This window comes from Corynebacterium faecium, assembly GCF_027257105.1.
GTDB classification, from domain to species: domain Bacteria; phylum Actinomycetota; class Actinomycetes; order Mycobacteriales; family Mycobacteriaceae; genus Corynebacterium; species Corynebacterium lehmanniae.
In genome coordinates, this window is sequence record NZ_JAPYJX010000005.1 from 92,074 (window position 1) to 114,948 (window position 22,875).

Annotated in this window: 21 protein-coding genes; 19 read left to right on the plus strand and 2 right to left on the minus strand. The window is 66.5% G+C overall.

Features of this window, described 5'->3' with window-relative positions:
• Positions 1 to 5 precede the first annotated feature (5 nt).
• The 12 genes from murG to O5O53_RS06810 all read left to right on the plus strand — a co-directional run bounded on the left by murG (position 6) and on the right by O5O53_RS06810 (position 14,606).
• Complete coding sequence (murG, locus tag O5O53_RS06755) at positions 6 to 1,088, plus strand: undecaprenyldiphospho-muramoylpentapeptide beta-N-acetylglucosaminyltransferase (RefSeq protein WP_269510265.1); 1,083 nt, start codon at positions 6 to 8, stop codon at positions 1,086 to 1,088.
• Positions 1,085 to 2,506 carry a UDP-N-acetylmuramate--L-alanine ligase gene (murC, locus tag O5O53_RS06760; RefSeq protein ID WP_269510268.1) on the plus strand — a complete coding sequence of 474 codons (1,422 nt, stop codon included), beginning with the start codon at positions 1,085 to 1,087 and terminating at the stop codon, positions 2,504 to 2,506. The genes murG and murC overlap by 4 nt, the downstream gene beginning before the upstream one ends.
• A 2-nt stretch (positions 2,507 to 2,508) precedes the next feature.
• Complete coding sequence (locus O5O53_RS06765) at positions 2,509 to 3,156, plus strand: cell division protein FtsQ/DivIB (RefSeq protein ID WP_269510271.1); 648 nt, start codon at positions 2,509 to 2,511, stop codon at positions 3,154 to 3,156.
• Positions 3,157 to 3,289: 133 nt separating this feature from the next.
• Positions 3,290 to 4,474 (plus strand): cell division protein FtsZ, encoded by a 1,185-nt coding sequence (gene ftsZ, locus O5O53_RS06770; protein WP_269510274.1) that lies wholly within the window; start codon positions 3,290 to 3,292, stop codon positions 4,472 to 4,474.
• 14 nt (positions 4,475 to 4,488) lie between these two features.
• Complete coding sequence (gene pgeF / locus O5O53_RS06775) at positions 4,489 to 5,214, plus strand: peptidoglycan editing factor PgeF (RefSeq protein ID WP_181888729.1); 726 nt, start codon at positions 4,489 to 4,491, stop codon at positions 5,212 to 5,214.
• Positions 5,207 to 5,905 carry a YggS family pyridoxal phosphate-dependent enzyme gene (locus O5O53_RS06780; protein WP_269510278.1) on the plus strand — a complete coding sequence of 233 codons (699 nt, stop codon included), beginning with the start codon at positions 5,207 to 5,209 and terminating at the stop codon, positions 5,903 to 5,905. The genes pgeF and O5O53_RS06780 overlap by 8 nt, the downstream gene beginning before the upstream one ends.
• 38 nt (positions 5,906 to 5,943) lie before the next feature.
• The gene (locus O5O53_RS06785) at positions 5,944 to 6,447 is read left to right on the plus strand and encodes a cell division protein SepF (protein WP_269510280.1); all 504 of its coding nucleotides are present in this window, start codon (positions 5,944 to 5,946) and stop codon (positions 6,445 to 6,447) included.
• A gap of 18 nt (positions 6,448 to 6,465) precedes the next feature.
• On the plus strand, positions 6,466 to 6,777 hold the full coding sequence (locus tag O5O53_RS06790; RefSeq protein WP_269510283.1) for a YggT family protein: 312 nt from the start codon (positions 6,466 to 6,468) through the stop codon (positions 6,775 to 6,777).
• A gap of 126 nt (positions 6,778 to 6,903) precedes the next feature.
• A complete protein-coding gene (locus tag O5O53_RS06795) occupies positions 6,904 to 7,869 on the plus strand; it encodes a DivIVA domain-containing protein (protein WP_269510285.1) in 966 nt (321 codons plus the stop codon).
• Positions 7,870 to 8,105: 236 nt separating this feature from the next.
• Positions 8,106 to 11,282, plus strand: coding sequence for an isoleucine--tRNA ligase (gene ileS, locus O5O53_RS06800; RefSeq protein WP_269510286.1), 3,177 nt, complete (start codon positions 8,106 to 8,108; stop codon positions 11,280 to 11,282).
• 599 nt (positions 11,283 to 11,881) lie between these two features.
• Positions 11,882 to 13,180, plus strand: a complete 1,299-nt coding sequence (locus O5O53_RS06805; protein WP_269510287.1) for an HNH endonuclease signature motif containing protein — start codon at positions 11,882 to 11,884, stop codon at positions 13,178 to 13,180.
• Between the two features lie 43 nt (positions 13,181 to 13,223).
• Positions 13,224 to 14,606: a DNA polymerase IV gene (locus O5O53_RS06810; protein ID WP_269510289.1), complete on the plus strand. Its 1,383-nt coding sequence runs from the start codon at positions 13,224 to 13,226 to the stop codon at positions 14,604 to 14,606.
• Here O5O53_RS06810 and O5O53_RS06815 read toward each other — a convergent pair.
• Positions 14,595 to 15,485: an asparaginase gene (locus tag O5O53_RS06815; RefSeq protein WP_269510292.1), complete on the minus strand. Its 891-nt coding sequence runs from the start codon at positions 15,483 to 15,485 to the stop codon at positions 14,595 to 14,597. The two genes, O5O53_RS06810 and O5O53_RS06815, sit on opposite strands and share 12 nt — an antisense overlap.
• Positions 15,486 to 15,559: 74 nt before the next feature.
• Between O5O53_RS06815 and O5O53_RS06820 the strand changes: the two genes are divergently transcribed.
• Positions 15,560 to 16,180 (plus strand): WKL family lipoprotein, encoded by a 621-nt coding sequence (locus O5O53_RS06820; protein ID WP_269510295.1) that lies wholly within the window; start codon positions 15,560 to 15,562, stop codon positions 16,178 to 16,180.
• Here O5O53_RS06820 and O5O53_RS06825 read toward each other — a convergent pair.
• Entirely contained in the window at positions 16,177 to 17,109 is a 933-nt protein-coding gene (locus O5O53_RS06825) for a DUF6263 family protein (RefSeq protein ID WP_269510298.1), read from the minus strand. The genes O5O53_RS06820 and O5O53_RS06825 overlap by 4 nt on opposite strands.
• Before the next feature lie 72 nt (positions 17,110 to 17,181).
• On the opposite strand from O5O53_RS06825, the gene lspA reads away from it, so the two are divergent.
• From lspA to O5O53_RS06855, 6 genes are read left to right on the plus strand one after another with little or no spacing between them, the layout of a single operon-like run.
• On the plus strand, positions 17,182 to 17,691 hold the full coding sequence (lspA, locus tag O5O53_RS06830) for a signal peptidase II (RefSeq protein WP_181888718.1): 510 nt from the start codon (positions 17,182 to 17,184) through the stop codon (positions 17,689 to 17,691).
• A gap of 37 nt (positions 17,692 to 17,728) precedes the next feature.
• Positions 17,729 to 18,610, plus strand: a complete 882-nt coding sequence (locus O5O53_RS06835) for an RluA family pseudouridine synthase (protein ID WP_302471038.1) — start codon at positions 17,729 to 17,731, stop codon at positions 18,608 to 18,610.
• Positions 18,611 to 19,144 carry a hypothetical protein gene (locus O5O53_RS06840; protein WP_181888717.1) on the plus strand — a complete coding sequence of 178 codons (534 nt, stop codon included), beginning with the start codon at positions 18,611 to 18,613 and terminating at the stop codon, positions 19,142 to 19,144. It begins immediately after the preceding gene.
• Between the two features lie 13 nt (positions 19,145 to 19,157).
• The gene (locus O5O53_RS06845; RefSeq protein ID WP_269510304.1) at positions 19,158 to 20,858 is read left to right on the plus strand and encodes an RND family efflux transporter; all 1,701 of its coding nucleotides are present in this window, start codon (positions 19,158 to 19,160) and stop codon (positions 20,856 to 20,858) included.
• The gene (locus O5O53_RS06850; RefSeq protein WP_437177849.1) at positions 20,859 to 21,596 is read left to right on the plus strand and encodes an ABC transporter ATP-binding protein; all 738 of its coding nucleotides are present in this window, start codon (positions 20,859 to 20,861) and stop codon (positions 21,594 to 21,596) included.
• Complete coding sequence (locus tag O5O53_RS06855; protein ID WP_269510307.1) at positions 21,597 to 22,865, plus strand: ABC transporter permease; 1,269 nt, start codon at positions 21,597 to 21,599, stop codon at positions 22,863 to 22,865. It begins immediately after the preceding gene.
• The last annotated feature ends 10 nt before the right edge of the window (positions 22,866 to 22,875 follow it).

Sequence of the window (22,875 nt, forward strand, 5' to 3'; positions counted from 1 at the left end):
GAGCTATGACTACCGAAAACTTCAGCGTCGTCATCGCAGGCGGCGGCACCGCGGGCCACATCGAGCCCGCACTCGCAGTCGCGGAGGTGCTTCGCGACGCCTACGGGGTCACCGTGGTCGCCCTCGGTACTGAACGGGGCCTGGAAACCACCATCGTGCCCGCCCGCGGCTTCGAGCTTTCCCTGATCGACCCCGTGCCGATCCCGCGCAAGAAGCCGTGGAAGCTCGCGGCCGTGCCGTTCAAGCTGGCGCGCAGCGTGCGCCAGGCAAAGCAGTCGATGAAGCGCTGCGGCGCTTCCGCCGTCTTCGGCACCGGCGGCTACGTCTCCGGCCCGGCGTACCTGGCCGCGAAGGAGCTTGGTCTGCCGTTTTTCGTGCTGGAGACCAACGCCCTGGCCGGCATGGCCAACAAGCTGGGCGTGAAACTCGGCGGCACCGGGTTGAACGCGGTGCCCAACTCCGGCATGGACGGCGAAGTCGTCGGCGTGCCGGTGCGCCCCGGCGTGGGCGTAGACCCGGACGGCGCGAAGCGCGAGCGGGGCCTGCGCATGTGGAACCTGCAGGAAGACCGGCCGACCATCCTGGTCACCGGCGGCTCGCAGGGCGCGGTGAGCATCAACGCGGCGTTGGCCGACGCGGTGGAACGGCTTACCGGCGCGGGGTACCAGATCCTGCACGCCTACGGCCGCAAGAACGACGCGCCGGCAGCGCACGACCACTACACGGCCGTGCCGTACATCGACGACATGGAGGCCGCCTACGCCGTCGCCGACGTGGTGGTGTGCCGCTCCGGCGCGATGACGGTCGCGGAGAACTCCGCCGCCGGCATCCCCGCCATCTACATCCCGCTGCCGCACGGCAACGGCGAGCAGGGACTCAATTCCGCCCACCTCGTCGACGCGGGGGCTGCCCTGCGTATCGACGATGCGGCGCTGAGCGGCGACGTACTCGTCGACAAGCTGCTGCCCCTGAAAGAACCCGCCGCCCGCGCGACAATGCGCGCAGCACTCGAGGATTCGGGCGCGGGCAGCGTCGCCGAGGACTTGGCCGCGCGGATTGCCGCGGCTGCTGGAAAGGACACAAAATGACAGATCTCTCCCGCGTCCACCTCATCGGCATCGGCGGGGCCGGCATGTCCGGCGTGGCGCACATCCTGCTGGACCGCGGCGCGACTGTGACCGGCTCCGACGCCAAGGATTCTCGCCCCGTGCGCGCGCTGAAGGCCAAGGGTGCCAAGGTCGCACTCGGCCACGACGAGGCCAACCTGGAGCTGTCCGGTGAGCTGCCCACCGCCGTGGTGACCAGCTTCGCCGCCATTCCGCAGGACAACCCGGAGCTGGTGCGCGCCAAGCACGAGGGCATCCCGCTGCTGCGCCGCTCCGACCTGCTCGCCGAGCTGATGGAGGGCTCGACCCAGCTGCTACTCGCGGGCACGCACGGCAAGACGTCCACGACCTCAATGGCGGTGGTGGCGCTGCAGGCGGCGGGGGAGGACCCCTCGTTCGCCATCGGCGGCCAGCTCAACCGCGCCGGCACCAACGCCCACCACGGCCACGGCGACGTGTTCGTGGCGGAGGCCGACGAGTCCGACGCTTCGCTTCTGCGCTACTCCCCGGACGTCGCAGTCATCACCAACATCGAGCCGGACCACCTGGATTTCTACGGCACCCGCGAGAAGTACTTCCAGGTCTTCGACGACTTCGCGGACCTTGCCAAGCACGTGGTGGTCTGCCTCGACGACGACAACGCCGCCGCCTGCGGCGAGCGCGCTCTCGAGCGCGGCTTGACCGTCTCCGGCTACGGCACCGCCGAGGCCGCCGCCCGGCACCCGAAGATCCCGGCGGCCGCGGTGATCACCGGCGAGCGCCAGGAGGGCGAGCGCACCGTGGTGGAGGCGCAGCTGCGCACCGACCGGATCTCCGGCGACGTGATGTACACGCTGGCGATCCCGGGCCGCCACATGGTGCTCAACTCGGCGGCCGCGCTGCTGTCCGGCGTGCTCGTGGGCGCCGCCCCGGCGAAGCTCGCCCAGGGGCTCAGCGAGTTCACCGGCGTGCGCCGCCGCTTCGAGTTCAAGGGAGAGGTGGGCGGCACCCGCGTCTACGACGACTACGCCCACCACCCGACGGAGGTCGCCGCCGTGCTCACCGCCGCGCGCGACAAGGTCGCCGCCGAGGGCAACGGCGCCCGCGTCGTCGTCTGCTTCCAGCCGCACCTGTACTCGCGCACCCAGGAGTTCGCCGGCGAGTTCGCCGAAGCGCTTTCGCTTAGCGACGAATGCGTGCTGCTGGACATCTACGGCGCCCGGGAAACGCCGGTGGAAGGCGTGACCTCCCGGATCATCGCCGAAAAGATGACCGCGCCGGTACGTGTGGAGCCGGACTTCTCCGCGGCGCCTGCGACCGTGGCGTCGGTGGCGAAGCCGGGCGACCTCGTGCTCACTATGGGCGCGGGCAGCGTGACCATGCTGGCGGACGAGATCCTCGCCGCCCTGCAGGAGGCGTAAAGATGTCCCGCCGCGCGATCGCCATCGTTGCCGGCTGCGTAGCCCTTGTGCTCGCGGTTGTGGCGGCGCTGCCGTTCACCCCGGCTATGCCGGTAGACAGCGTCAACGTTGAAGGTGCAGTGAACCTGCCAGCGGAAGAAATCGAGGGGTTGTCCGGCGTGCAGCCGGGCACCCCGATGGGGCGTGTCGACGTGCGCGGGGCGGCCCAAAACGTGGCCGGCAACCCGTGGGTGGACTCGGTGACGGTGAAGCGCAACTGGCCCAACGCGGTGGATGTCACGGTGGTGGAGCACACCCCGGTGGCCTGGATCGACCAGGGCGGCGAGCCGCACCTGATCAACAGCGAGGGCAAGGATTTCGTGGTCGCCCAGCCGCCGCTGGGGGCGGTGCAGCTCGTCGGCATCAGCGAAGCGCAGCTGCCGAAGGCGGTGGAGGTCGCCTCCGCGATCACGGACCCGGCCCGCCCGCAGGTCCGCGAGCTCACCAGCGACGGGGACCACAGTTTCGTGCTCAAGCTCGACGGCGACAGGACTGTCACGTGGGGTGCGTCCGAGGACAACCACAACAAGGCGCTCGCGCTTGAGACGGTGCTGCAGCTGGACGGAAAAACATTCAACATTTCCAACCCGGAACTGGTCACTTCGCGCTAAAACCGCAGGTCACAACCCTAAAGTACAGGTTTAGGGTTGTGACACGCCGATCCAGAAAACAAAAAACCGCGCGCTTTCACACAAGATGGGTAGCAACTCCAAAAACCAACTTGTGAAAGGCGAGACCACCATCATGACCTCTCCCGCCAATTACCTCGCCATGATCCGCGTCGTCGGTGTCGGCGGCGGCGGCGTCAACGCCGTCAACCGGATGATCGAGGAAGGCCTCAAGGGCGTCGAGTTTGTCGCGATAAACACTGACTCCCAGGCACTGCTGTTCACTGATGCCGACACGAAGCTCGACATCGGACGCGAGGCCACCCGCGGCCTCGGCGCCGGCGCCAACCCCGAGGTTGGCCGCACCTCGGCCGAGGACCACAAGCAGGAGATCGAGGAGTCCCTGAAGGGCTCCGACATGGTCTTCGTCACCGCCGGCGAGGGAGGCGGCACCGGCACCGGCGCCGCCCCGGTGGTCGCCGGCATCGCCAAGAAGATGGGCGCGCTGACCATCGGCGTGGTCACCCGCCCGTTCACCTTCGAGGGCAAGCGCCGCACCCGCCAGGCGCTCGAGGGCATTGAGAACCTCAAGGAAGTCTGCGACACCGTCATCGTCATCCCGAACGACCGCCTGCTGCAGCTGGGCGACGCGGAGCTTTCGATGATGGAGGCCTTCCGCGCGGCGGATGAGGTGCTCTACAACGGTGTCCAGGGCATCACCAACCTGATCACCATCCCGGGCATGATCAACGTCGACTTCGCGGACGTGCGCTCCGTCATGGCCGACGCCGGCTCCGCCCTGATGGGCGTCGGCTCCGCCCGCGGCGACAACCGCGTGATGGCGGCAACCGAGCAGGCCATCAACTCCCCGCTGCTGGAGACCACCATGGAGGGCGCCAAGGGCGTGCTCATCTCCGTCGCTGGCGGCTCCGACCTGGGCCTGATGGAGGTCAACAACGCGGCCTCCATCGTCGAGGAGAAGGCCGACGAGGACGCCAACATCATCTTCGGCACGATCATCGACGACAACCTGGGCGACGAGGTCCGCGTGACCATCATCGCCACCGGCTTCGACGAGAAGGCCAACGCCCGCCCGGCCGAGCCCGCTGAGCAGGAAGCGCCGCAGGCGCAGCCGGAGCAGACCTCCACCAAGGTCGTGGAGGCCGAGCCAGCCAAGGAGGAGTACCAGCCGCGCCACCGCTACGAGCCGTCCACCCGTAGCGGCCTGTTCACCGAGCGTGAGCGCGAGCCCCGCGAGCCCCGCGACGGCGGTTTCGACGGCGGCTTCGATGACGTCGATGTGCCGGACTTCATGCGCTAGATAAGCTGGCAGGCATGCCAGATCTTTCCTCCCGCCCCGTCCGCATGGTGTTCACCTCCCGTGCGGGCGGGGTTTCTGCTGCCCCCTACGATTCGTTCAACCTGGGCACCCACGTCGGCGACGACGCCGCCGATGTCGCCGCGAACCGCGCCCGGCTCGCGCAAATACTTGGCCTGCCCGAGGAGCGCTTCGTGTGGATGGAGCAGCTGCACACCAACACAGTCACGCTTATCGACGGACCTTCGGCCACCCCCGTGGAAGCCACCGACGCCATCGTCACCAGAGAAAAGAACCTGGCCCTGTGCGTACTCGTGGCTGATTGCACCCCGGTGCTGCTGTCGGACCACACCGCCGGCGTCATCGGCGCGGCGCACGCCGGGCGGATGGGCGCGCGCAACGGGATCGTGAAAAACACCGTCGAGGCGATGGTGGGCCTCGGCGCTGAGCCGTCGCGCATCCAGGTGCTGCTGGGGCCTGCCGCGGCCGGGGAGTCGTATGAGGTCCCGGAGGGGATGGCTTTAGACGTCGAGAAGCATTTGCCCGGCTCCCGCACCCGCACAAAGAAGGGCACCCCCGGCATCGACGTGCGCGCCGGGCTGGTGCGCCAGCTGATGAGCCTGGGGGTGACCCACATCGACGCGGACCCGCGCGACACCATCACCGACAAGGACTTCTTTTCCCACCGCCGCGAAGGTGTGACCGGGCGCCAGGCTGGCGTAATTTGGATGCCAAATGTCTGATCTCGCACGAAACCTCGACACTGTCCGCCAACAGATCCGCGACGCGGAGCGCGCCGCCGGCCGTGAAGAAGGCAGCGTGGCACTTTTGCCGGTGACGAAGTTCCACCCGGTGGAGCGCATCATCGAGCTGGCATCGCTCGGCGTTGTGCTGGTGGGGGAGAACCGGGAACAGGAGGCCCGCGACAAGGCGGCGGCGCTTGAGGAGCGCTGCGGCATCGCCATGATCGGCCAGATCCAGTCCAAGAAGGCAAACTCGGTGGCGCGCTGGGCCTCGGAGGTGCACTCGCTGGACTCGCTGAAGCTGGCCCACGGGCTGGACCGCGGCATGGCGCTGGCGCTCGAGCGCGGCGACCGCACAGGCGAGACCCTGCCGTGCATGGTGCAGCTGTCTTACGACGGCGACACTGCCCGCGGCGGCGCACACCTCGACGACGTTCCCGCGATCGTGGCAGCGGTGGAGGAATCCGAGCACCTCGAAATGGCCGGATTCATGGTTGTGCCGCCGTTGGATTCGCAGCCCCGCGAGGTGTTCGCCCAGGCGCGCTCGTTGACGGACGACTACGCCGCGAAACTCAAGCGCAACTTGAGACTTTCCGCAGGTATGAGCGGTGATTTCGTCGACGCGATCGAGTGCGGATCCGATATCGTGCGTGTCGGAACAGCCCTCCTCGGGCCCCGGCCCGTACTCTGAAATCCACCGCGAATCACCCCATAAAAGGAGCCGCCCGCATGTCCTTCTTCGACAGTGCTAAAGATTTTTTCGGCCTCGGCCCCGTGGATAACGCCGAGGACGACGCCTACTACGACGACCCGCAGTACAGCTCAAACGCCGCCGGTTCCACCGCCTACGACCGCGCAGACCGCGCAGACCGTGTGGAGCGCCCCTCGCGCATGGACCGCCCCGCCGCGCGCGACTACGGCCGTGAAACCGTCCGCCCCAGCTACCGCTCCACGACGCACATCGTCACCGCGGCGCCGCGCAACTACAACGACGCCAAGGAGATCGGCGAGCCGTTCCGCGACGGCGACGCTGTGGTCATGGACTTGACCGACCTGGACACCGCCGACGCGAAGCGCATCGTCGATTTCGCCGCCGGCCTGTGCTTCGCGCTGCGTGGCAGCATGCACAACCTGTCCCGTGGCGTCGACACGCGCAAGCGCCTGTTTGCCATCGTTCCGGAGAACGCGAAGCTGGAGAAGGACGACCTGAAGCGTGCTGCCGGCTTGCGCTAGCCGGTAGGGTGATTCGCCGTGGCACTTTTTGGAGCAATCATCTACGCCCTGGTGGGTCTGTACTCGCTGCTGGTTATCGTGCGCATCATCATTGAGATGGTGCAAGCGTTTTCCAAGCAGTTCGACCCGCCGCACTGGTTCATCATGGTGGCCGAACCTATCTTCCGGATGAATGATCCGCCGGTGAATGCGCTGCGCAAACTCATTCCGCCCCTGAGGCTCGGCGGAAGTGGTGTGGGCCTGGACGTGAGTGTCATTGTCCTGTTTTTCATCCTCATGCTCATCCAGATGCTCATCGGTGCCGTGCTGATTAATCCGGCGTTGCGATAGCTTTACTTGAGCTTTAGCCCGGCTTTACGGCTAGGCTGGGCTACACTCGTCGAACGAAACCGTTACAATTCAGCAGATAATGCTTCGCGCGAGCGAGTACTCACACGATTATCGAAGGGAACGCAAATGCCGCTGACACCAGCAGACGTGCACAATGTCGCTTTCAGCAAGCCGCCGATTGGCAAGCGAGGCTACAACGAGGACGAGGTGGATCAGTTCCTCGACCTCGTGGAGGACACGCTTGCACAGCTGCAGGATGAGAACGACGAGTTGCGTTCCCGCCTGGAGGAGGGCGGCCAGGGCGCTGTGGCTGCAGCCCCGGTGAAGCGTTCCGAGGACTCCGAGAAGGTCGACGAGGCCGCTATCCGCCGCGAGGTGGAGCAGAAGGTCCGCGCCGACTTCGAGGCGCAGCTGCGCTCCGCGAAGCAGGCGCAGGAGAAGGCTGAGGCTGAGGCCCGCTCTGCCAAGGACGAGGCCGCAAAGGCCCGCAAGCAGGCTGAGGAGGCCGCGAAGGCTCCGAAGCAGGCAACCGCTCCGGCCGCTGCCGCGTCCCAGCCGGCCCGCAGCGACGTTTCCGCTGACACCCACGTGCAGGCAGCCAAGGTGCTCGGCCTGGCGCAGGAGATGGCAGACCGCCTGACCAACGACGCGCAGGCGGAGGCGTCCTCCATGCTCGCCGACGCCCGTGCCGCGGCAGAGCGCGAGATCGCCGATGCCGAGTCCAAGTCCAAGAAGCAGCTCGAGGACGCGCAGACCCGCTCCCGCACCCAGCTGCAGGACGCAGAGACCCGCTCCAAGCAGATGGTCGCCGACGCGCAGAAGAAGGCCGAGGAGACCACCAACGAGGCCAACTCCCGCGCTGAGGCGCAGATCCGCCAGGCGGAGGAGCAGGCGAACAAGCTCAAGGCAGACGCCGAGCGCAAGCACACCGAGATCATGAACACGGTGAAGCAGCAGCAGACCGCACTGGAGAACCGCATTGCGGAGCTGCGCACCTTCGAGCGCGAGTACCGCACGCGTCTGAAGACGCTGCTGGAGTCCCAGCTGGAAGAGCTCGAGTCGCGCACCAACACCGCGCCGAACGAGAAGTAGTACCTGACTCTTCACAAACGCCCAGCATCCCTGTAGGATGCTGGGCGTTACTCGTAACACGCAATGATCCGGCCATCACCGGGGAGCGTTTCCGGAAGAACGGCTTTGGCTTACTAGACCCGGACGTCACACACGGAAGACGTAACTTCCTTCACCGCAACGAAGTGGGGGCATTTGCCCCAAGCAGGGTGGTACCGCGCAGCAATGCGTCCCTGCACGGCTGAAGGAGTGATGTCATGGTTGGCAACGTCTACCCTAAAGTGGACATGACCGGCGGCAGCGACCGCTTCCCGGAGATGGAGCGCGTCGTCCTGGACTACTGGAACACGGACGGCACGTTCAAGGCCTCCCTTGAGCAGCGTGAGGGCTGCGAGGAGTACGTGTTCAACGACGGCCCTCCATTCGCCAACGGCATGCCGCACTACGGCCACCTGCTCACCGGCTACGTCAAGGACATCGTGCCGCGTTTCCGCACCATGTCCGGCTACCACGTCCCGCGCGTGTTCGGCTGGGACTGCCACGGCCTGCCCGCGGAGCTGGAGGCGGAAAAGCAGCTCGGCATCACCGACAAAGCCCAGATCGAGGACATGGGCCTGGAAAAGTTCAACGAGTACTGCGCCAAGTCCGTCATGCACTACGCGGGCGAGTGGGAGGACTACGTCACCCGCCAGGCCCGCTGGGTGGACTTCGAAAACGGCTACAAGACCATGGACCCGGAGTACATGGAGTCCGTCATGTGGGCGTTCAAGGAGCTCTACGACAAGGGCCTGATCTACCAGGGCTTCCGCGTCCTGCCGTACTCCTGGGCCGAGCACACCCCGCTGTCCAACCAGGAGACCCGCCTGGACGACTCCTACCGCGACCGCCAGGACCCCACCGTTACCGTCACCCTGCCGTTTACAGGCGGGCGCGCAGGCTACGCGGCGGAGAAGACCTGGGCCGAGCACCCTGATCTTCACGACGCCTCCGCTATCGCCTGGACCACGACCCCGTGGACCTTGCCGTCCAACTTGGCCCTCGCGGTCCACCCCGAGGTGGAGTACTCGTTGGTTAAGGTCGGTGCGGACGGGGCCGAAGGTTTCGTCGATAAGCAATTGCTCTTGGCGACGAATCTGCTCGGCGCCTACGCGAAGGAGCTCGGCGAGTACGAGGTCGTGGCCACCTACGCCGGCGCGCAGCTGGAAGGCCTGGAATACGAGCCGGTCTTCGACTACTTCCGCGACCACGACAACGCGTTCATGATCCTCAACGCGGACTACGTGACCACCGAGGACGGCACCGGTGTGGTCCACCAGGCGCCCGCCTTCGGTGAGGACGACATGCTCACCTGCCAGGAATACGGCATCGACCTGGTCATCCCCGTCGACGCCGACGGCAAGTTCACCTCGCTCGTGCCGGAGTATGAGGGCAAGCTCGTCTTCGACGCCAACCGCGACATCATCCGCGACCTGCGCGCCAAGGGCCGCGTCGTGCGCGACCAGACCATCGTGCACTCCTACCCGCACTCCTGGCGCTCCGGCGAGCCGCTGATCTACATGGCGCTGCCGGCGTGGTTTGTGAAGGTCACCGAGTTCCGCGACCGGATGGTGGAGCTGAACCAGGAGATCGAGTGGATCCCGTCGCACATCCGCGACGGCCAGTTTGGCAAGTGGCTCGAGGGCGCGCGCGACTGGAACATCTCCCGCACCCGCTACTGGGGCTCGCCGGTGCCGGCGTGGGTCTCCGACAACCCGGAGTACCCGCGCGTGGACGTCTACGGTTCCCTGGATGAGCTGGAGCGCGACTTCGGCACTCGTCCGAAGTCCCTGCACCGCCCGCACATCGACGAGCTGGTGCGACCGAACCCGGACGACCCGACCGGCAAGTCCATGATGCGCCGCGTGCCGGACGTGCTGGACTGCTGGTTCGAGTCCGGCTCCATGCCGTTCGCGCAGTACCACTACCCGTTTGAGAACCGCGAAGAGTTTGAGACCCGCCAGCCGGCCGACTTCATCGTGGAGTACTCCGGCCAGACGCGCGGCTGGTTCTACCTCCAGCACGTCATGTCCACCGCGCTTTTCGACCGCGTCGCGTTCAAGAAGGTTGTCGCCCACGGCATCGTGCTGGGCTCCGATGGTCTGAAGATGTCCAAGTCGAAGGGCAACTACCCGGATGTCATGGAGGTATTCGACCGCGACGGCTCCGACGCCATGCGCTGGTTCCTCATGTCCTCGCCGATCCTGCGCGGCGGTAACCTGATCGTCACCGAGCAAGGCATCCGCGAGGGAGTGCGCCATGCGCTGCTGCCGATCTGGAATGCCTACACGTTCCTGCAGCTGTACTCCTCGGAGGACGCGCAGTGGTCCGTGGACTCGGATAACGTGCTCGACCGCTACATCCTAGCCAAGACGCACGACCTGGTCGCAGCAGTGGGGGAGGCGCTGGACGACACGCGCATCGCCGACGCCTGCGACGAGGTGCGCCGTTACGCCGACACGTTGACCAACTGGTACGTGCGCCGCTCCCGCGACCGTTTTTGGGAGGGCCAGGAGGCGCACCCGGAGGCGTTCAACACCCTCTACACGGTGCTCGAGGTCGTCTCCCGCGCGGTGGCGCCGCTACTTCCGTACGTCTCCGAGGTGATCTGGCGCGGGCTTACCGGCGGCCGTTCGGTGCACCTGACGGATTACCCGCAGGCGACCGAGCTGCCGGCCGACGCTGACCTGGTCGCCGCCATGGATGCGACCCGCGCGGTCTGCTCTGCGGCGTCGTCAGTGCGAAAGGCGAACAAGCTGCGCAACCGCCTGCCGCTGCCGAGGCTCACCGTCGCGCTGCCGGATTCCGCCAAGCTTGAGCCGTTCCGCTCCACCATCCGCGACGAGGTGAACGTGAAGGACGTCGTTTTGACTGACGACGTTGACTCCGCCGGATCCTTCGAAGTCGTGGTCAACGCGAAGGTGGCTGGCCCGTCGCTGGGCAAGGACGTGCAGCGCGCCATCAAGAACGTCAAGGCCGGCAACTACGAGCGCCGAGGCGACGACGTGGTGGTCGACGGCGACATCGTACTCACCCCGGAGCTTTACACCGAGCGACTGGTGGCGGAGAACCCGGAGAGCACCGCGCGTGTCGACGCCGACGGCACCGTCGGCCTAGTCGTCCTGGACACCGAGGTCACCGAGGAACTCGAGGCCGAGGGCTGGGCCGCAGACGTGATCCGCGGCCTGCAGGACGCCCGCAAGCACGAGGGCTTCGAGGTCTCCGACCGCATCGCCGTGGTGCTGGCCGTGCCGGCTGAGAAGGAAGCGTGGGCCCGCACCCACGCGGACCACATCGCCGCCGAGACCCTGGCGACGTCCTTCGACGTGGTCACCGAGCCCGTCGAGGGCCACGACATCGTCGACGGCGTCACCGCCACCGTTCGCAAGAACGGCTAGGTTCTACTGGGGAACCTGGGGCCTCACTCGTGCAGGGTGGGGCCCTTTTGCCTGCTGAGCTGGGGTGGGCGGATAGGCCATCGTTTTTGGGCACTATGCAGTGGCATAGTCTTTCTAACCAACTGTGGGGTGGTACCCACTATGCAGCGGCATAGTTTTTCTAGCCGATATTGGGGAGGCGCCCACTATGCGACGGCATAGTCTCGCGGGGTGCTCGGGGGAGGTTGTCCACTATGCAGCGGCATAGTCTTTTGGGGTGTTCAGGTGGGGCGCTTGGAGAGTGGCGTCGGCTATGCAGCGGCATAGTTTTTCTAACCAACTGTGGGGTGGTACCCACTATGCAGCGGCATAGTCTTTTGGGGTGTTCAGGTGGGGCGCTTGGAGAGTGGCGTCGGCTATGCAGCGGCATAGTCTCACGGGGTATGCGGGGCGGGGCGTTCACTATGCAGCTGCATAGTTAAAGGCTCCTATGTTCGACATTCCAAATCAGTTAAGGCACATGCGTTGTCCACTTCAGTGGACATTTTCCGCAGAGCCCTTGACTCGAACACATGAGCGTTCTATAAAGGTGTCAATGTTCATGAGCGAGGGGATTAACCATGACAATTGCGGTGGACGAACGGACGGAAGGTCAAACGGGTGGCCTGTCGGCAGAGGTGCTCGAGGACCAGATCAAATGCAATCAGTTGTCGGCGAATCACCACCGGGCGCTAATGCTCGATGCGGTGGGACAGTTCGACGAACAAGAGCTCGCGGAGCAGTACGGGGAGAAGTCGACGGCAACGTGGCTGCGCAGCGAGCTCAACCTCCCGCAGGCCACTGCGTTCGAGTATGTGCGCGTGGCACGGGGGCTGAGGAAGTTCAGGCGTTTGTACGACGCATTCGAATCAGGGGTGATGCCGTATTCGACTGTTCGCTTCCTTCTCCCGTATTTGGACGAGCACAACGAGGAACAGCACGTCAAACTAGCACTGAGCATGTCGTTTGCTGATCTCCAGATCGTACTCGCCGGGGCAAGGCCCAAAGAGGAGGACCCGATTGAACCTTTCGCTCGCGCCCGCGAGTGCGACGACGGCATGCTCGCCTTCGAGGCGAGGCTTCCCGCGGTTGCAGGCCAAAAGCTCCTGACTGCGCTGAAGGTGGCGCAGTTGGCCAGTTTCGGTCTGGAGGATGTGGACCCGGATGATCTGCAGGATCCGGAGAAGGTGCAGAAGCTTATCGACGATGCAGCTGCCGCCGAAGACGCCGTCCCGTCAGAGCAAGACCGCGCTCCGCGTAAGCGCACGAAGATCACCATGGATGACATCGTGCGTTCGGTGTCGCGTTACGGGCCTCCAGAAAAACAGGACGTGTACGGGGCTTTGTTGTCGATGATCGACATGGTCCGCGCCAACCCGAAGAGTCCGCTTCGCAGCCCCGGTGTGCAGGTCAACCTCATGGTGAGTCAGAGCGGGCAGTGTTGGATGCCGGAGAACCGCTCGGCACCTTCTGAGGACGTGCGCAGCTACCTCGCTAATGCGATGGTGCGTTTGCACTTGCTGGATGACACGGGACTGACTATCCGCGTCGGACGTTCGCGGAGGTTCGCTACAGACGGCCAGGTGCAGGCACTGCTCGCGATCTGGGGGTATCAGTGCGCCATGCCTGGATGTTCGCATAGGCGCTTCATAGAGATGCACCACATAAAGGAGTGGGAGCACGGAGGCATGACCGATTTGGACAACCTGATCCCGCTGTGCTCGAGCTGCCACTCCCAGGTGAGCCACGGAGTGATCACCATCGAGCGCCAGGGGAGCGATTTGTTCTTCACGTTCAAAAACGGTGCCCGGTTCGTCTCGCGTAATCGAAAGCAGCCGAGGCGGATGGAGTACGTCACCGGAGATTCGTTCGCCGGGTGAGGAGATTGGAACTAGGCGGTCCCGGTGGTGCACAGTGGTGGACATGAACCGCTGGGTGTTGCACATCGACATGGATGCGTTCTACGCCTCCTGCGAGCAGCTGACCCGGCCGACGCTCAAAGGACGCCCAGTGCTGGTGGCGGGAGTAACGGGCCGCGGCGTGGTCGCAGGCGCCAGCTACGAGGCACGCAAGTACGGGGCGCGCTCGGCGATGTCGACGCACCGGGCGGCGCGCCTGGTGGGGTCGAAGGCGGTGCTAGTGGCGCCGCGCAGGCCGGTCTACACGGCGGCGTCGCGGCGGGTGTTCGAGGTAATCGGCAGGCACGTGGACGTGGTGGAGCAGCTGTCCATCGACGAGGCGTTCATGGAGCCGGAGGACTTGGTCGGGGCGAGCCCGGAGGATGTGGAACAGTGGTCGAACGAGCTGCGCGCAGCCATCAAGGAGGAGACGGGCTTGCCCAGCTCGATCGGGGCCGGTCCGGGAAAGCAATACGCAAAGATCGGTTCGGGCCGGGCAAAGCCGGACGGGGTGTTTGTCATCCCGCACGATCGGCAGCTAGAGATTTTGCACCCGATGCCGGTCAGCGAGTTGTGGGGTGTGGGCCCGGTGACTGAGTCGAAGTTGCTCGCTGCCGGAATTGAAACGATCGGTGACCTCGCCAACCTCAGCGAGAAAGAGCTGGACATCGCCATCGGCGGCGCGGTGGGCAAGCAGCTGTGGTGGTTGGCGCGGGGCGTGGACGAGCGGCCGGTGGCGCCGAGGGCGGAGTCGAAACAGATCTCCTCGGAGCACACCTACCCGCAGGATCTGACCACCCCGCCTGAGGTGGACGCGGCGTTGGAGCGGGCGGCTGCGGAGTCTCACCGCCGGCTGCGCAAGGACGGTCGCGGGGCGCGAACGGTGACGGTGAAGCTGCGGATGGCGGACTTCCGCATCGAGTCGCGTTCGGCGACGCTGCCGTACGCCACCGATGACGCGGAGACGCTGCTGGCCACTGCCTTCCGGATCGTGCGCTACCCGGACGAGGTAGGCCCGATCCGGTTGGTGGGAGTGTCGTACTCGGGGCTGGAGGACACGCTGCAGGATGTGCTGTTTCCGGAGCTGGACCAGGCGATTGTGAAGCCGGCGCCGGTGTCGGCGGACTATGAAACCGGGGTGAGCGACCATGAGACGCAGTTCGACACGGAGGTGCACCAGGAGACCGCTCCGGAGCAGGGGGTGTGGCGCGCGACCCAGGACGTCTACCACCCGGAGTACGGCCATGGCTGGGTCCAGGGCGCCGGCAAGGGCTGGGTGACGGTGCGGTTTGAAACGCGGGCGACGGGCCCGGGCAGGATCAAGAGTCTGCGCGCGGACGACCCGAAGCTTGAACAGGCCGACCCGTTGGATTCGCTGGCGTGGGAGGACTGGTTCTCACAACAGTGAGCTCGGGTTCACGCCGCTGGCCAGCGCGGTGGCCAGCGCGATGCGGGCCTGGCCGGCGCTGAGGTAGCCGGCGGGCAGCGCGCCAAGATCGCCGAGGGTGGAGCCGCCGCCGGCCCCGCCGTACGCGAACGACACCTCGCCGTAGGGCACCGACGTGGCGACAACCACAGGGACCCCGCGACGCAGCAGCTTTGCGACGGCTCCGCCCATGCACGCCGACACATTGCCGGAACCGAGGGCTTCGAGGACGAGCCCGTCGATAGGCCCGAGCGCGCGGATGAGAGCGTCGTCGGCGCCGGCCCACGCGCGGATGATGGGGATGTTCAACTCGCCCAGTGGCGCGGGAGGCACCGCCATGGGGCGGGGCAGGGGCGTAGTGCTGGTCAGGGTGAAGGCGTGCTCGGCGGTGGTTTGCGTCTTCATCAATCCGCGCGCCGGGAGGGTCTCGCCGGCAAAGTGGACGAGCACGCCGGTATCGCGCCGGGTGGCGGCCACCTCGATCGCGCCGCGCAGGTTGGCGGGCCCGTCGGGGTGCGCATGGTCGGCGGAGCGCATTGCGCCGGTGAGCACCACGGGGCGGGAATCGGAGTGGACAAGGTCCAGCGCGAGGGCGGTTTCGGCCATGGAATCGGTGCCGTGGGTGATGACGAGGGAGGCGGAGTCGTCGAGAAGCGAAGTGCGCACGGTTTCGCGCAACATGTCGATCTCAGCCAAGCCCAAGGACGAGGAATCGAGGCTGGCGACGTCGATGGCGCGGACTTGGCGCGTGGTGCCGCAGCGGGCGACGAGTTCCTCGCCAGTGAGGGTGGGCACGAGCGCGCCGCGGGCGTTTGCAGTGGAGGCGATCGTGCCGCCGGTTGAGATGACTAACACGTTCATGCACACAGAGTGCCAGAAAGTTGCGGGTGTGCAGTAACGTGAAGCGAGAGATTTACGCTACGCAAGGAGAACACGTGAAAACACCGAAACTTGTCGCAGCCGCAGCTGTCGCGGGGCTTGCGCTGAGCCTGACGGCCTGCTCCGAGGATTCGGACACGACTGAAACTACCGCCGCATCCCAGGCGGCCTCCTCCGAGGCCGCCCCGGTGGCCGAAATGCCGACGGCGGAAGAGCTCAACGCTGTGCTGCAGCGCGCTGCCGACCCGAACCTGCCGATCGCCGAGCGAGCGAACACCGTGCAGGGCGGCGAGACCACGCCGGAGCTGTTCGACCTGATGACGCAGTCGCAGCAGGAATCCGGCGCGAACTTCCAGGTGGTCAACCCGGTGTTGCCGGGCTACACCGCCAACTCCGTGCTCGCCACTGTGAACTTCACCCGCCCGAACGCCGAATCCCAGCTGGCGGAAGACGTGGAGTTCATCAACGAGGAAGGCAACTGGAAGATCTCCAAGAGCTGGGCATGCTTCCTGGTCAGCAACACGCTGCCGCCGGAGCAGGTGCCCGACATGTGCAACAGCGGCGCCCCCGCCGCCCCTGAGGCGCCGGCCGAGCAGGCGCCGGCCGACGCGCCGGCCGAAGCCCCGGCCGAGCAGGCGCCGGCCGACGCGCCGGCCGAGCAGGCGCCTGGCCTCTAAGCGCCGTACTGCACAGCGCGGGTGATGTCCTGGACCACCCGCGCTTTGTCGTTTTCGCCGTAGATCAGGCGAGTGGTCCAGGCGGTCTGTCCGGAAACGGGCAGCGGGTGAGACAGGTCCACCACGATCTGGCCCTCGGAAGTTGTGCGCGAGGAATCTACCTGCACGCTTTCACCCTCGAGTTCGCCGGGGCCGTCTACGGTGACGGTGTTGTTCTGGGGGCGTTCCTCAACCTTCGTGTCCAGCGTCAGCGCGTCGCCGTCGCGCGAGACCAGCGTGTAGGTGGTGGTGCGCGTCATGGAGGCGTCGCCTGCGACGCGGTTTTCCACGGTCCACGTCGCGCCGGGGCCGATCGGCTCGTCGGGGAAGACGACGGTGCTGTTGATGAGGGCGAGCAGGGTGGGCTCGACGTGCTGCAGGCCGCGCTGCGGGGCGTCGGTAGGCGCGAGCAGTTTCAGGGTGGAGACGCGGCCGGTGTCGTCGGTGCGCCAACTCATGCGGAACCCCTCGGAGGCGGCCACGTCCTGGCCGATGTCCAGGTCGGAGTGCTTGCCGGAACCGACCACAAAGTCGATGCGGGAATCGGCGTCCTCTTCGCCGTCGGAAGGGGCGGGGGCGTCGCCGGCGGTCACGGTCAGCGGCAGGGTGGTTTTGTTCACGTCGCCACCGGCGGGTGCGTCGGCGTCCTCGCCCGGAGCTGCCACGTGCTGGTCCACGCCGGCGGACACGGCGACCGCGGTGTCCCACTCCGCGTCAGGGGAGTAACGCACCTCATCCGGGTTCTCGCCGGGGTTGACCAGGGTGACCGAAGGAGCGTCGATAGGAAATGCCGGCACCCCGGCCACCGGATCGTCATCTGCTGAGGAGCAGGCGGTGAGCGCGAGGGTGAGCGTGGCGGCGGCGGTGATACTGCGGAGGGTGCGGAACATTCTTCAAAAGCTACCTGGCCCGCGCAGCGGAATACAGGCAGCCCGCATGCGACCGGCTAAAGTGGTTCGGCGATGAAGCAGGACACGACAGCACAACGCACCCCGCGCTACCTCGTCTTGGTGGCTGCGGTCACGCTCGCGGTTGCCGCGGTGGACCAGCTGGTCAAGCAGCTGATGCTGAACTGGCTGGAGCCCGGCGTTCCGCAGCCGGTGATCGGGGACTGGTTCCGCTTCTACCTGCTGTTCAACTCCGGCGCGGCGTTTTCCATGGGGGAGAACCTCACCTGGTTGTTCACCGCGATCCAGCTGGCGTTCGTGCTGGGTGCGCTGTGGTTCGGGCCGCGCATGACCTCGAAGTGGGAGGCGCTGGGGCTCGCACTTGTTGCGGGCGGCGCGTTGGGCAACCTCACGGACCGCTTGTTTCGGGACCCCGGATTCTGGTTCGGCCACGTGGTGGACTACATCTCCGTAGGAAACTTCGCGGTGTTCAACTTGGCCGATGCGTCGATCACCGTCGGCGTTGTCGTGTTCATCCTGGGCACGCTCGCGGCGGAGATGAAGGGAGGCGAACGTGGGCGGTGAGTTCAGGGCCCTGCCCGTGCCTGAGGGGCTTGAGGGCATGCGGGTGGACGCGGCGATCGCCAAGCTCTTCGGAGTCTCCCGCTCCGTCGCCTCCGAGATGGCGGCGGAGGGCGATGTGCTTGTCGACGGAGCTGCCGCCCAAAAATCCGACCGCGTCACCGCGGGCGCGATGCTGGAAGTCACCCTTCCCGAGCCGAAGCGCGCCCCGCAGCCAGTGACCGAGCTGGTGGAGGGCCTGGAAATCCTGTACCAGGACGCGGACGTGATCGCCGTGGACAAGCCAGTGGGCGTGGCAGCGCATCCGACGCTGGGCTGGGAAGGCCCGGACGTGGTCGGCGGGCTGCAGGCGATGGGCTTTACCCTGCCGGACGCGGGACCCCCGGAGCGCCAGGGCATCGTGCAGCGTCTGGACGTGGGCACCTCAGGCGTCATGATCGTGGCGGCGAGCGTGCCCGCCTACTCCGTGCTCAAGCGCGCCTTCAAGGAGCGCACGGTGGACAAGACCTACCACGCGCTGGTGCAGGGGCTGCCGGATCCGATCGAGGGCACCATCGACGCGCCGATTGCGCGCCATCCGTCGGCAGGCTGGAAGTTCGCCGTCACCCAGGACGGCCGCCCGAGCGTGACCCACTACAGCGTCATCGAGGCATTCCGCCGCGCGAGTCTTTTGGACATCCACCTGGAAACCGGGCGCACACACCAGATCCGCGTGCACATGTCCTCGGTGGGGCATCCCTGCGTGGGCGACCCCATGTACGGCTCCGACCCGAACCTGGCCAAGGAGCTGGGCCTGAAGCGCCAGTGGCTGCACGCCACCAAGCTGGGGTTTACCCACCCGCGCACCGGCGAGTACATGGAGGTCGCCTCCGAGTACCCGGAGGATCTGCGCACAGCGCTGGATAAAGTGCGGAACGGCTAGATGCGCGCACTCGCCCTGGTGCTCGCGCTCGTGGCCGGGTTCTGGCTCGTCGGCGAGGCCAACCCGCCCGCCCCGCCAGTGCTGCAAGGAGACCAGCTCGGCCCGGAGGAGGGGGAGACCGCGCAGCAGTACGTCCAGCGCGCCGCCGCAACTCTCGACCACGATGAGGCCTCCTTCGCGTTGGTCACCTTCGACCGGCCGCTTGACCCCGACGATGCTGCCGCGGCACTCGAGCCCGCCCCGCGAGTGAGTGCGCTGGTGGTTCCGGGGGTGGCTCCGGTGGTGGTCCCGGAGGCGTCGATAGGCAAAATGCGTATCGACGTCCTCCGGTCCGCCACCGCCTCCCCAATCGCCGGAGCAGTAGTGTTTGCCCCGCGCACGCAACTGGAGCGGATTAACGCCACGGACACGGTCCTTGCTGTGGAAATGCTGCCAGCGGACGCGGTGTGGGGAGCGTTTTCCATCACTCCTTCTGCGACACGTGGGGGGTGTATAGTTTGCGGAGTTGTACGCAAGCCCGTTTTGCACCGTTAGGCAAGGAGAGCTCTTGACTTCCTCTACCGAAAACTCGACCGGACACAAGCGTCTTACCCGCGCGGGGCTTGCGTTGGTGACAACCTCCGCGCTCTTCCTCGGCGCCTGCGGTTTCGGCGGAGGCGGCGACGACAGTGCTGAGGGCGCGGGCCTGAACCCCGGCGACTACACCGTGGCCACCAACGAGGGCGTGTCCGACAGTGTTGTGGTCAACGGCACGATCGAGCCGATCCGCTCCGTGAACATCTCCACCCCGGTGCAGTCCGAGGTGGAAAAGGTGGCAGTCAAGGCTGGCGACCGCGTGCAGCCGCAGCAGTTCTTGGCCTCCATGAACTCCGAGCAGCTGGAGCGCCAGCTGGAGGTGCAGCAGAAGCAGCAGGCCAACGCGCAGGCCGACGCCCAGGCGCAGGTGGATCAGGCGCGCGCGGCGCTCAACGCCCACCAGGAAAGCGTGAACAACGGCACCAACGAGGCCATCCGCGCCGCCCAGGCGCAGGTCAATCAGGCGCAGGCGGCGTACGACGCAGCCGTGGCCGCCAACGGCGGACCCCGCATGATCAACCGCGGCATCGCGGCTGTTGAGCGTGCCGCCGGCGACATTTCCTCGAACCTGGGCATTAGGACAGCGCCCCCGGCCGCGCCGCAGCCACCGGCAGCGCCGGCCGCGCCGGCTCCGGAGCAGCCCGGCCAGCCTGGACAGCTAAGCCCGGAGCAGCTGGCGCAGCTGACGGGGGAAAACGCTGGTGGTGGCGCTGGTAGCGGCGCTGCCGTGGGCGCGGGCATGAGCGTCGAAGAAGCCAGCGCGGCGCTGCAGGACGCGAAGGCGGGCCTGGCCGCGGCGCAGTCCGCGGCGGCGCAGGAAGGCAACCAGCTGCAGGCGCAGCTGGATTCCGCCACGCGACAGGCGGAGACTGCACAGCTCGGCGACGGTGACGGCACCCTGGAATACCAGGTGCGCGAATCCACCATCTACGCCCCGATGGCGGGCCTGGTTACCAGCGTGGACGTGCGCGAGGGCGACATCCCGCAGGGCAAGCTGCTCACCATCGCGGATGACTCCCGCTTGGTCATCCGCACCGACGTGCGCGAGTCGGACGTCCCCAACGTCAAGGAGGGCGACCGGGTGGAGTTCACCACCACCGCCACCGGCAAGAAGACGTTTAAGGGCCGCGTCACCCGTATCGCGCCGGCGTCCGATTCCGTTGCCAGCGGCAACCAGAACCCGATGCAAGGCATGCCGCAGCAGGGCAACAACAAGTCCAGCGAGGTGACCTTCCCGGTGGAGATCGAGGTCACCGGCGACAAGGAAGGCCTGCTGCTTGGTGGTTCCGCCCGAGCGGAGATCATCACCGCCGAGGCGAAGGACGCGCTGAACGTGCCGCTGGACGCCGTCTACGGCGAGGACAACGACCAGAAGGTGCTCGTGCTGGCCACGGACGGCGACGACGCCACATCCGGCACCGTCGAGGAGCGCAAGGTGAAGACCGGCGCCTCCAACGACGTGGACGTCGCAGTCACCGGCGGCGAGCTCAAGCCGGGCGACATCGTGATCAACTGGCCGGATGAGTACCAGGGCCGCCTTGGCGAGAGCGTGGAGATCACGGACCCGAACTTCAACCCGGACCAGGTGCGTCAGGCGCGGGAGAAGAAAGAGCGCACCACGGCCACGGTGACGGTCACCAGCACCCGTCGTGCCGCCGAGGGGCAGCAGTAGATGACGGAGGCTTCCAAGCACGGCGGCATGGCCGATTCCGGCCTGCTCATCGACATGCGCAATGTGGTCAAAACCTACAACGAGGGCGAACCCAGCGAACTGACGGTGCTGCACGGGGTGGACTTCTACGCCGACCAGGGCGAGTTCGTCTCCATCGTCGGCCCGTCCGGCTGCGGCAAGTCCACGTTGATGAACCTGATCGGCATGCTGGATAGGCCCACGAAGGGTGCCTACGCCTTCAACGGCGAGCCGGTCTACGCCAAGGAAGACAAAGAGCTCGCGTCCTACCGCAGCAAGAACATCGGCTTCATCTTCCAGAACTTCAACCTGATCGGGCGCATGGACGCGCTGCAGAACGTGGCCATGCCCATGATGTACGCCGGTGTGGAGCGCAAGGAGCGCGACGAGCGCGCCGCCGAGCTGCTGGACCGGATGGGCATGGGCGACCGCCTGCACCACAACCCGAACGAGCTCTCCGGCGGCCAGAAGCAGCGCGTGGCCATCGCGCGCAGCCTGGCCAACGACCCGGATCTGCTTCTCGCGGACGAGCCCACAGGCGCGCTGGACTCCAAGACTGGCCGCATGGTGATGGACCTGTTCCACGAGCTGAACCAGGACTTGGGCAAGGCCATCGTGTTCATTACCCACAACCCGGAGCTCGCCGAAGAGACCGGACGCGTGGTGGAAATGATGGACGGCCGCATCGCCGGCGTGCGTCAACCGGGAGGGGCGAGCTAGATGAACATCCGCGAATCCATGCGGCTGGCCATGTCCAGCCTGAACACGAACAAGCTGCGCTCGCTGCTGACCCTGTTGGGCATCATCATCGGCATCATGGCCGTGATCATCATTATGACGCTCGGCCGCGCCCTGGAAAACGACGTCATGGGCGGCCTCGAAGACGCCGGAACCACCACCTACCCGGTCATGATCCACGAGCGCCCCGAGGAGGGCGAGGGCAGCGACGACCCGTTCGCGGGCTTCGGCATGGCCCCACCGTCGGAGGAGCGCGACGGCATGAGCTTGGACGACCTCAACGACCTGTCCTCCACATTCGGCGACCGGATCCGCGGCGTGGACATCGACGTCTCCGGCCAGGGCGAGGCCAGCACCGGCGACGATTCCGTCTCCGTCGGCATCAACCCCGCGCTGACCGGCTCGCTAGACCTGCGCAGCCTGAAGGTGCAGTACGGGCGCGGCATCACGCAGGACATGCTCGACGGCCGCCGCCCCGTCGCGGTGGTCTCGCCCGAGCTTGTTGAGGCGCTTTTCGACGGCGATTCTGCCGCCGCCCTCGGCTCCCGCTTCGACGTGGACGTGGACGGCACCACCAGCGTGTTCACCATCGTCGGTGTGCTGGAGCGGGCGGAGAAGGACCCCGCGTTCGGGCAGTCCGCAGCCGCGGAGATCTTCATTCCGGCCACGGCCGCGGACCGGGTTGGGCTGGACGCCAGCTGGACACCGTCGTTTAGCGTCCGCTCCTCACCCGAGGAAGACCCGGAGGTCTTCCGCAACGATTTGCAGTCCTACCTGGACCGCAAGTACGCGGGCAACGAGGATTACGAGGCTGAGGTATTCGATATCTCCGCGAGCCTGGAAGGCCTAACCACGATCTTCCGCACGCTGTCCACGGTGCTGTCCGCCATCGGCGGCATCTCGCTGCTCGTCGGCGGCATCGGCGTGATGAACATCATGCTCATCACGGTCACCGAGCGCACCCGCGAGATCGGTGTGCGCAAGGCCCTGGGTGCGACGCAGAACGACATCCGTGTGCAGTTCATCGTCGAGGCGATGCTGGTCTGCCTCATCGGCGGCATCATCGGTGTGATCCTCGGCGGCGCGATCGGCATGATCGCAAGTTCCGCGGTGTTGGACCTGACGTGGCCGCCGCTGAGCGCCGTGATTTTCGCGCTGCTGTTCTCGCTCGCGACAGGTGTGTTCTTCGGCGCGTACCCCGCCTCGAAGGCGGCGAAGATGCAGCCTATCGACGCCCTCCGGTACGAGTAACCGCACTGGT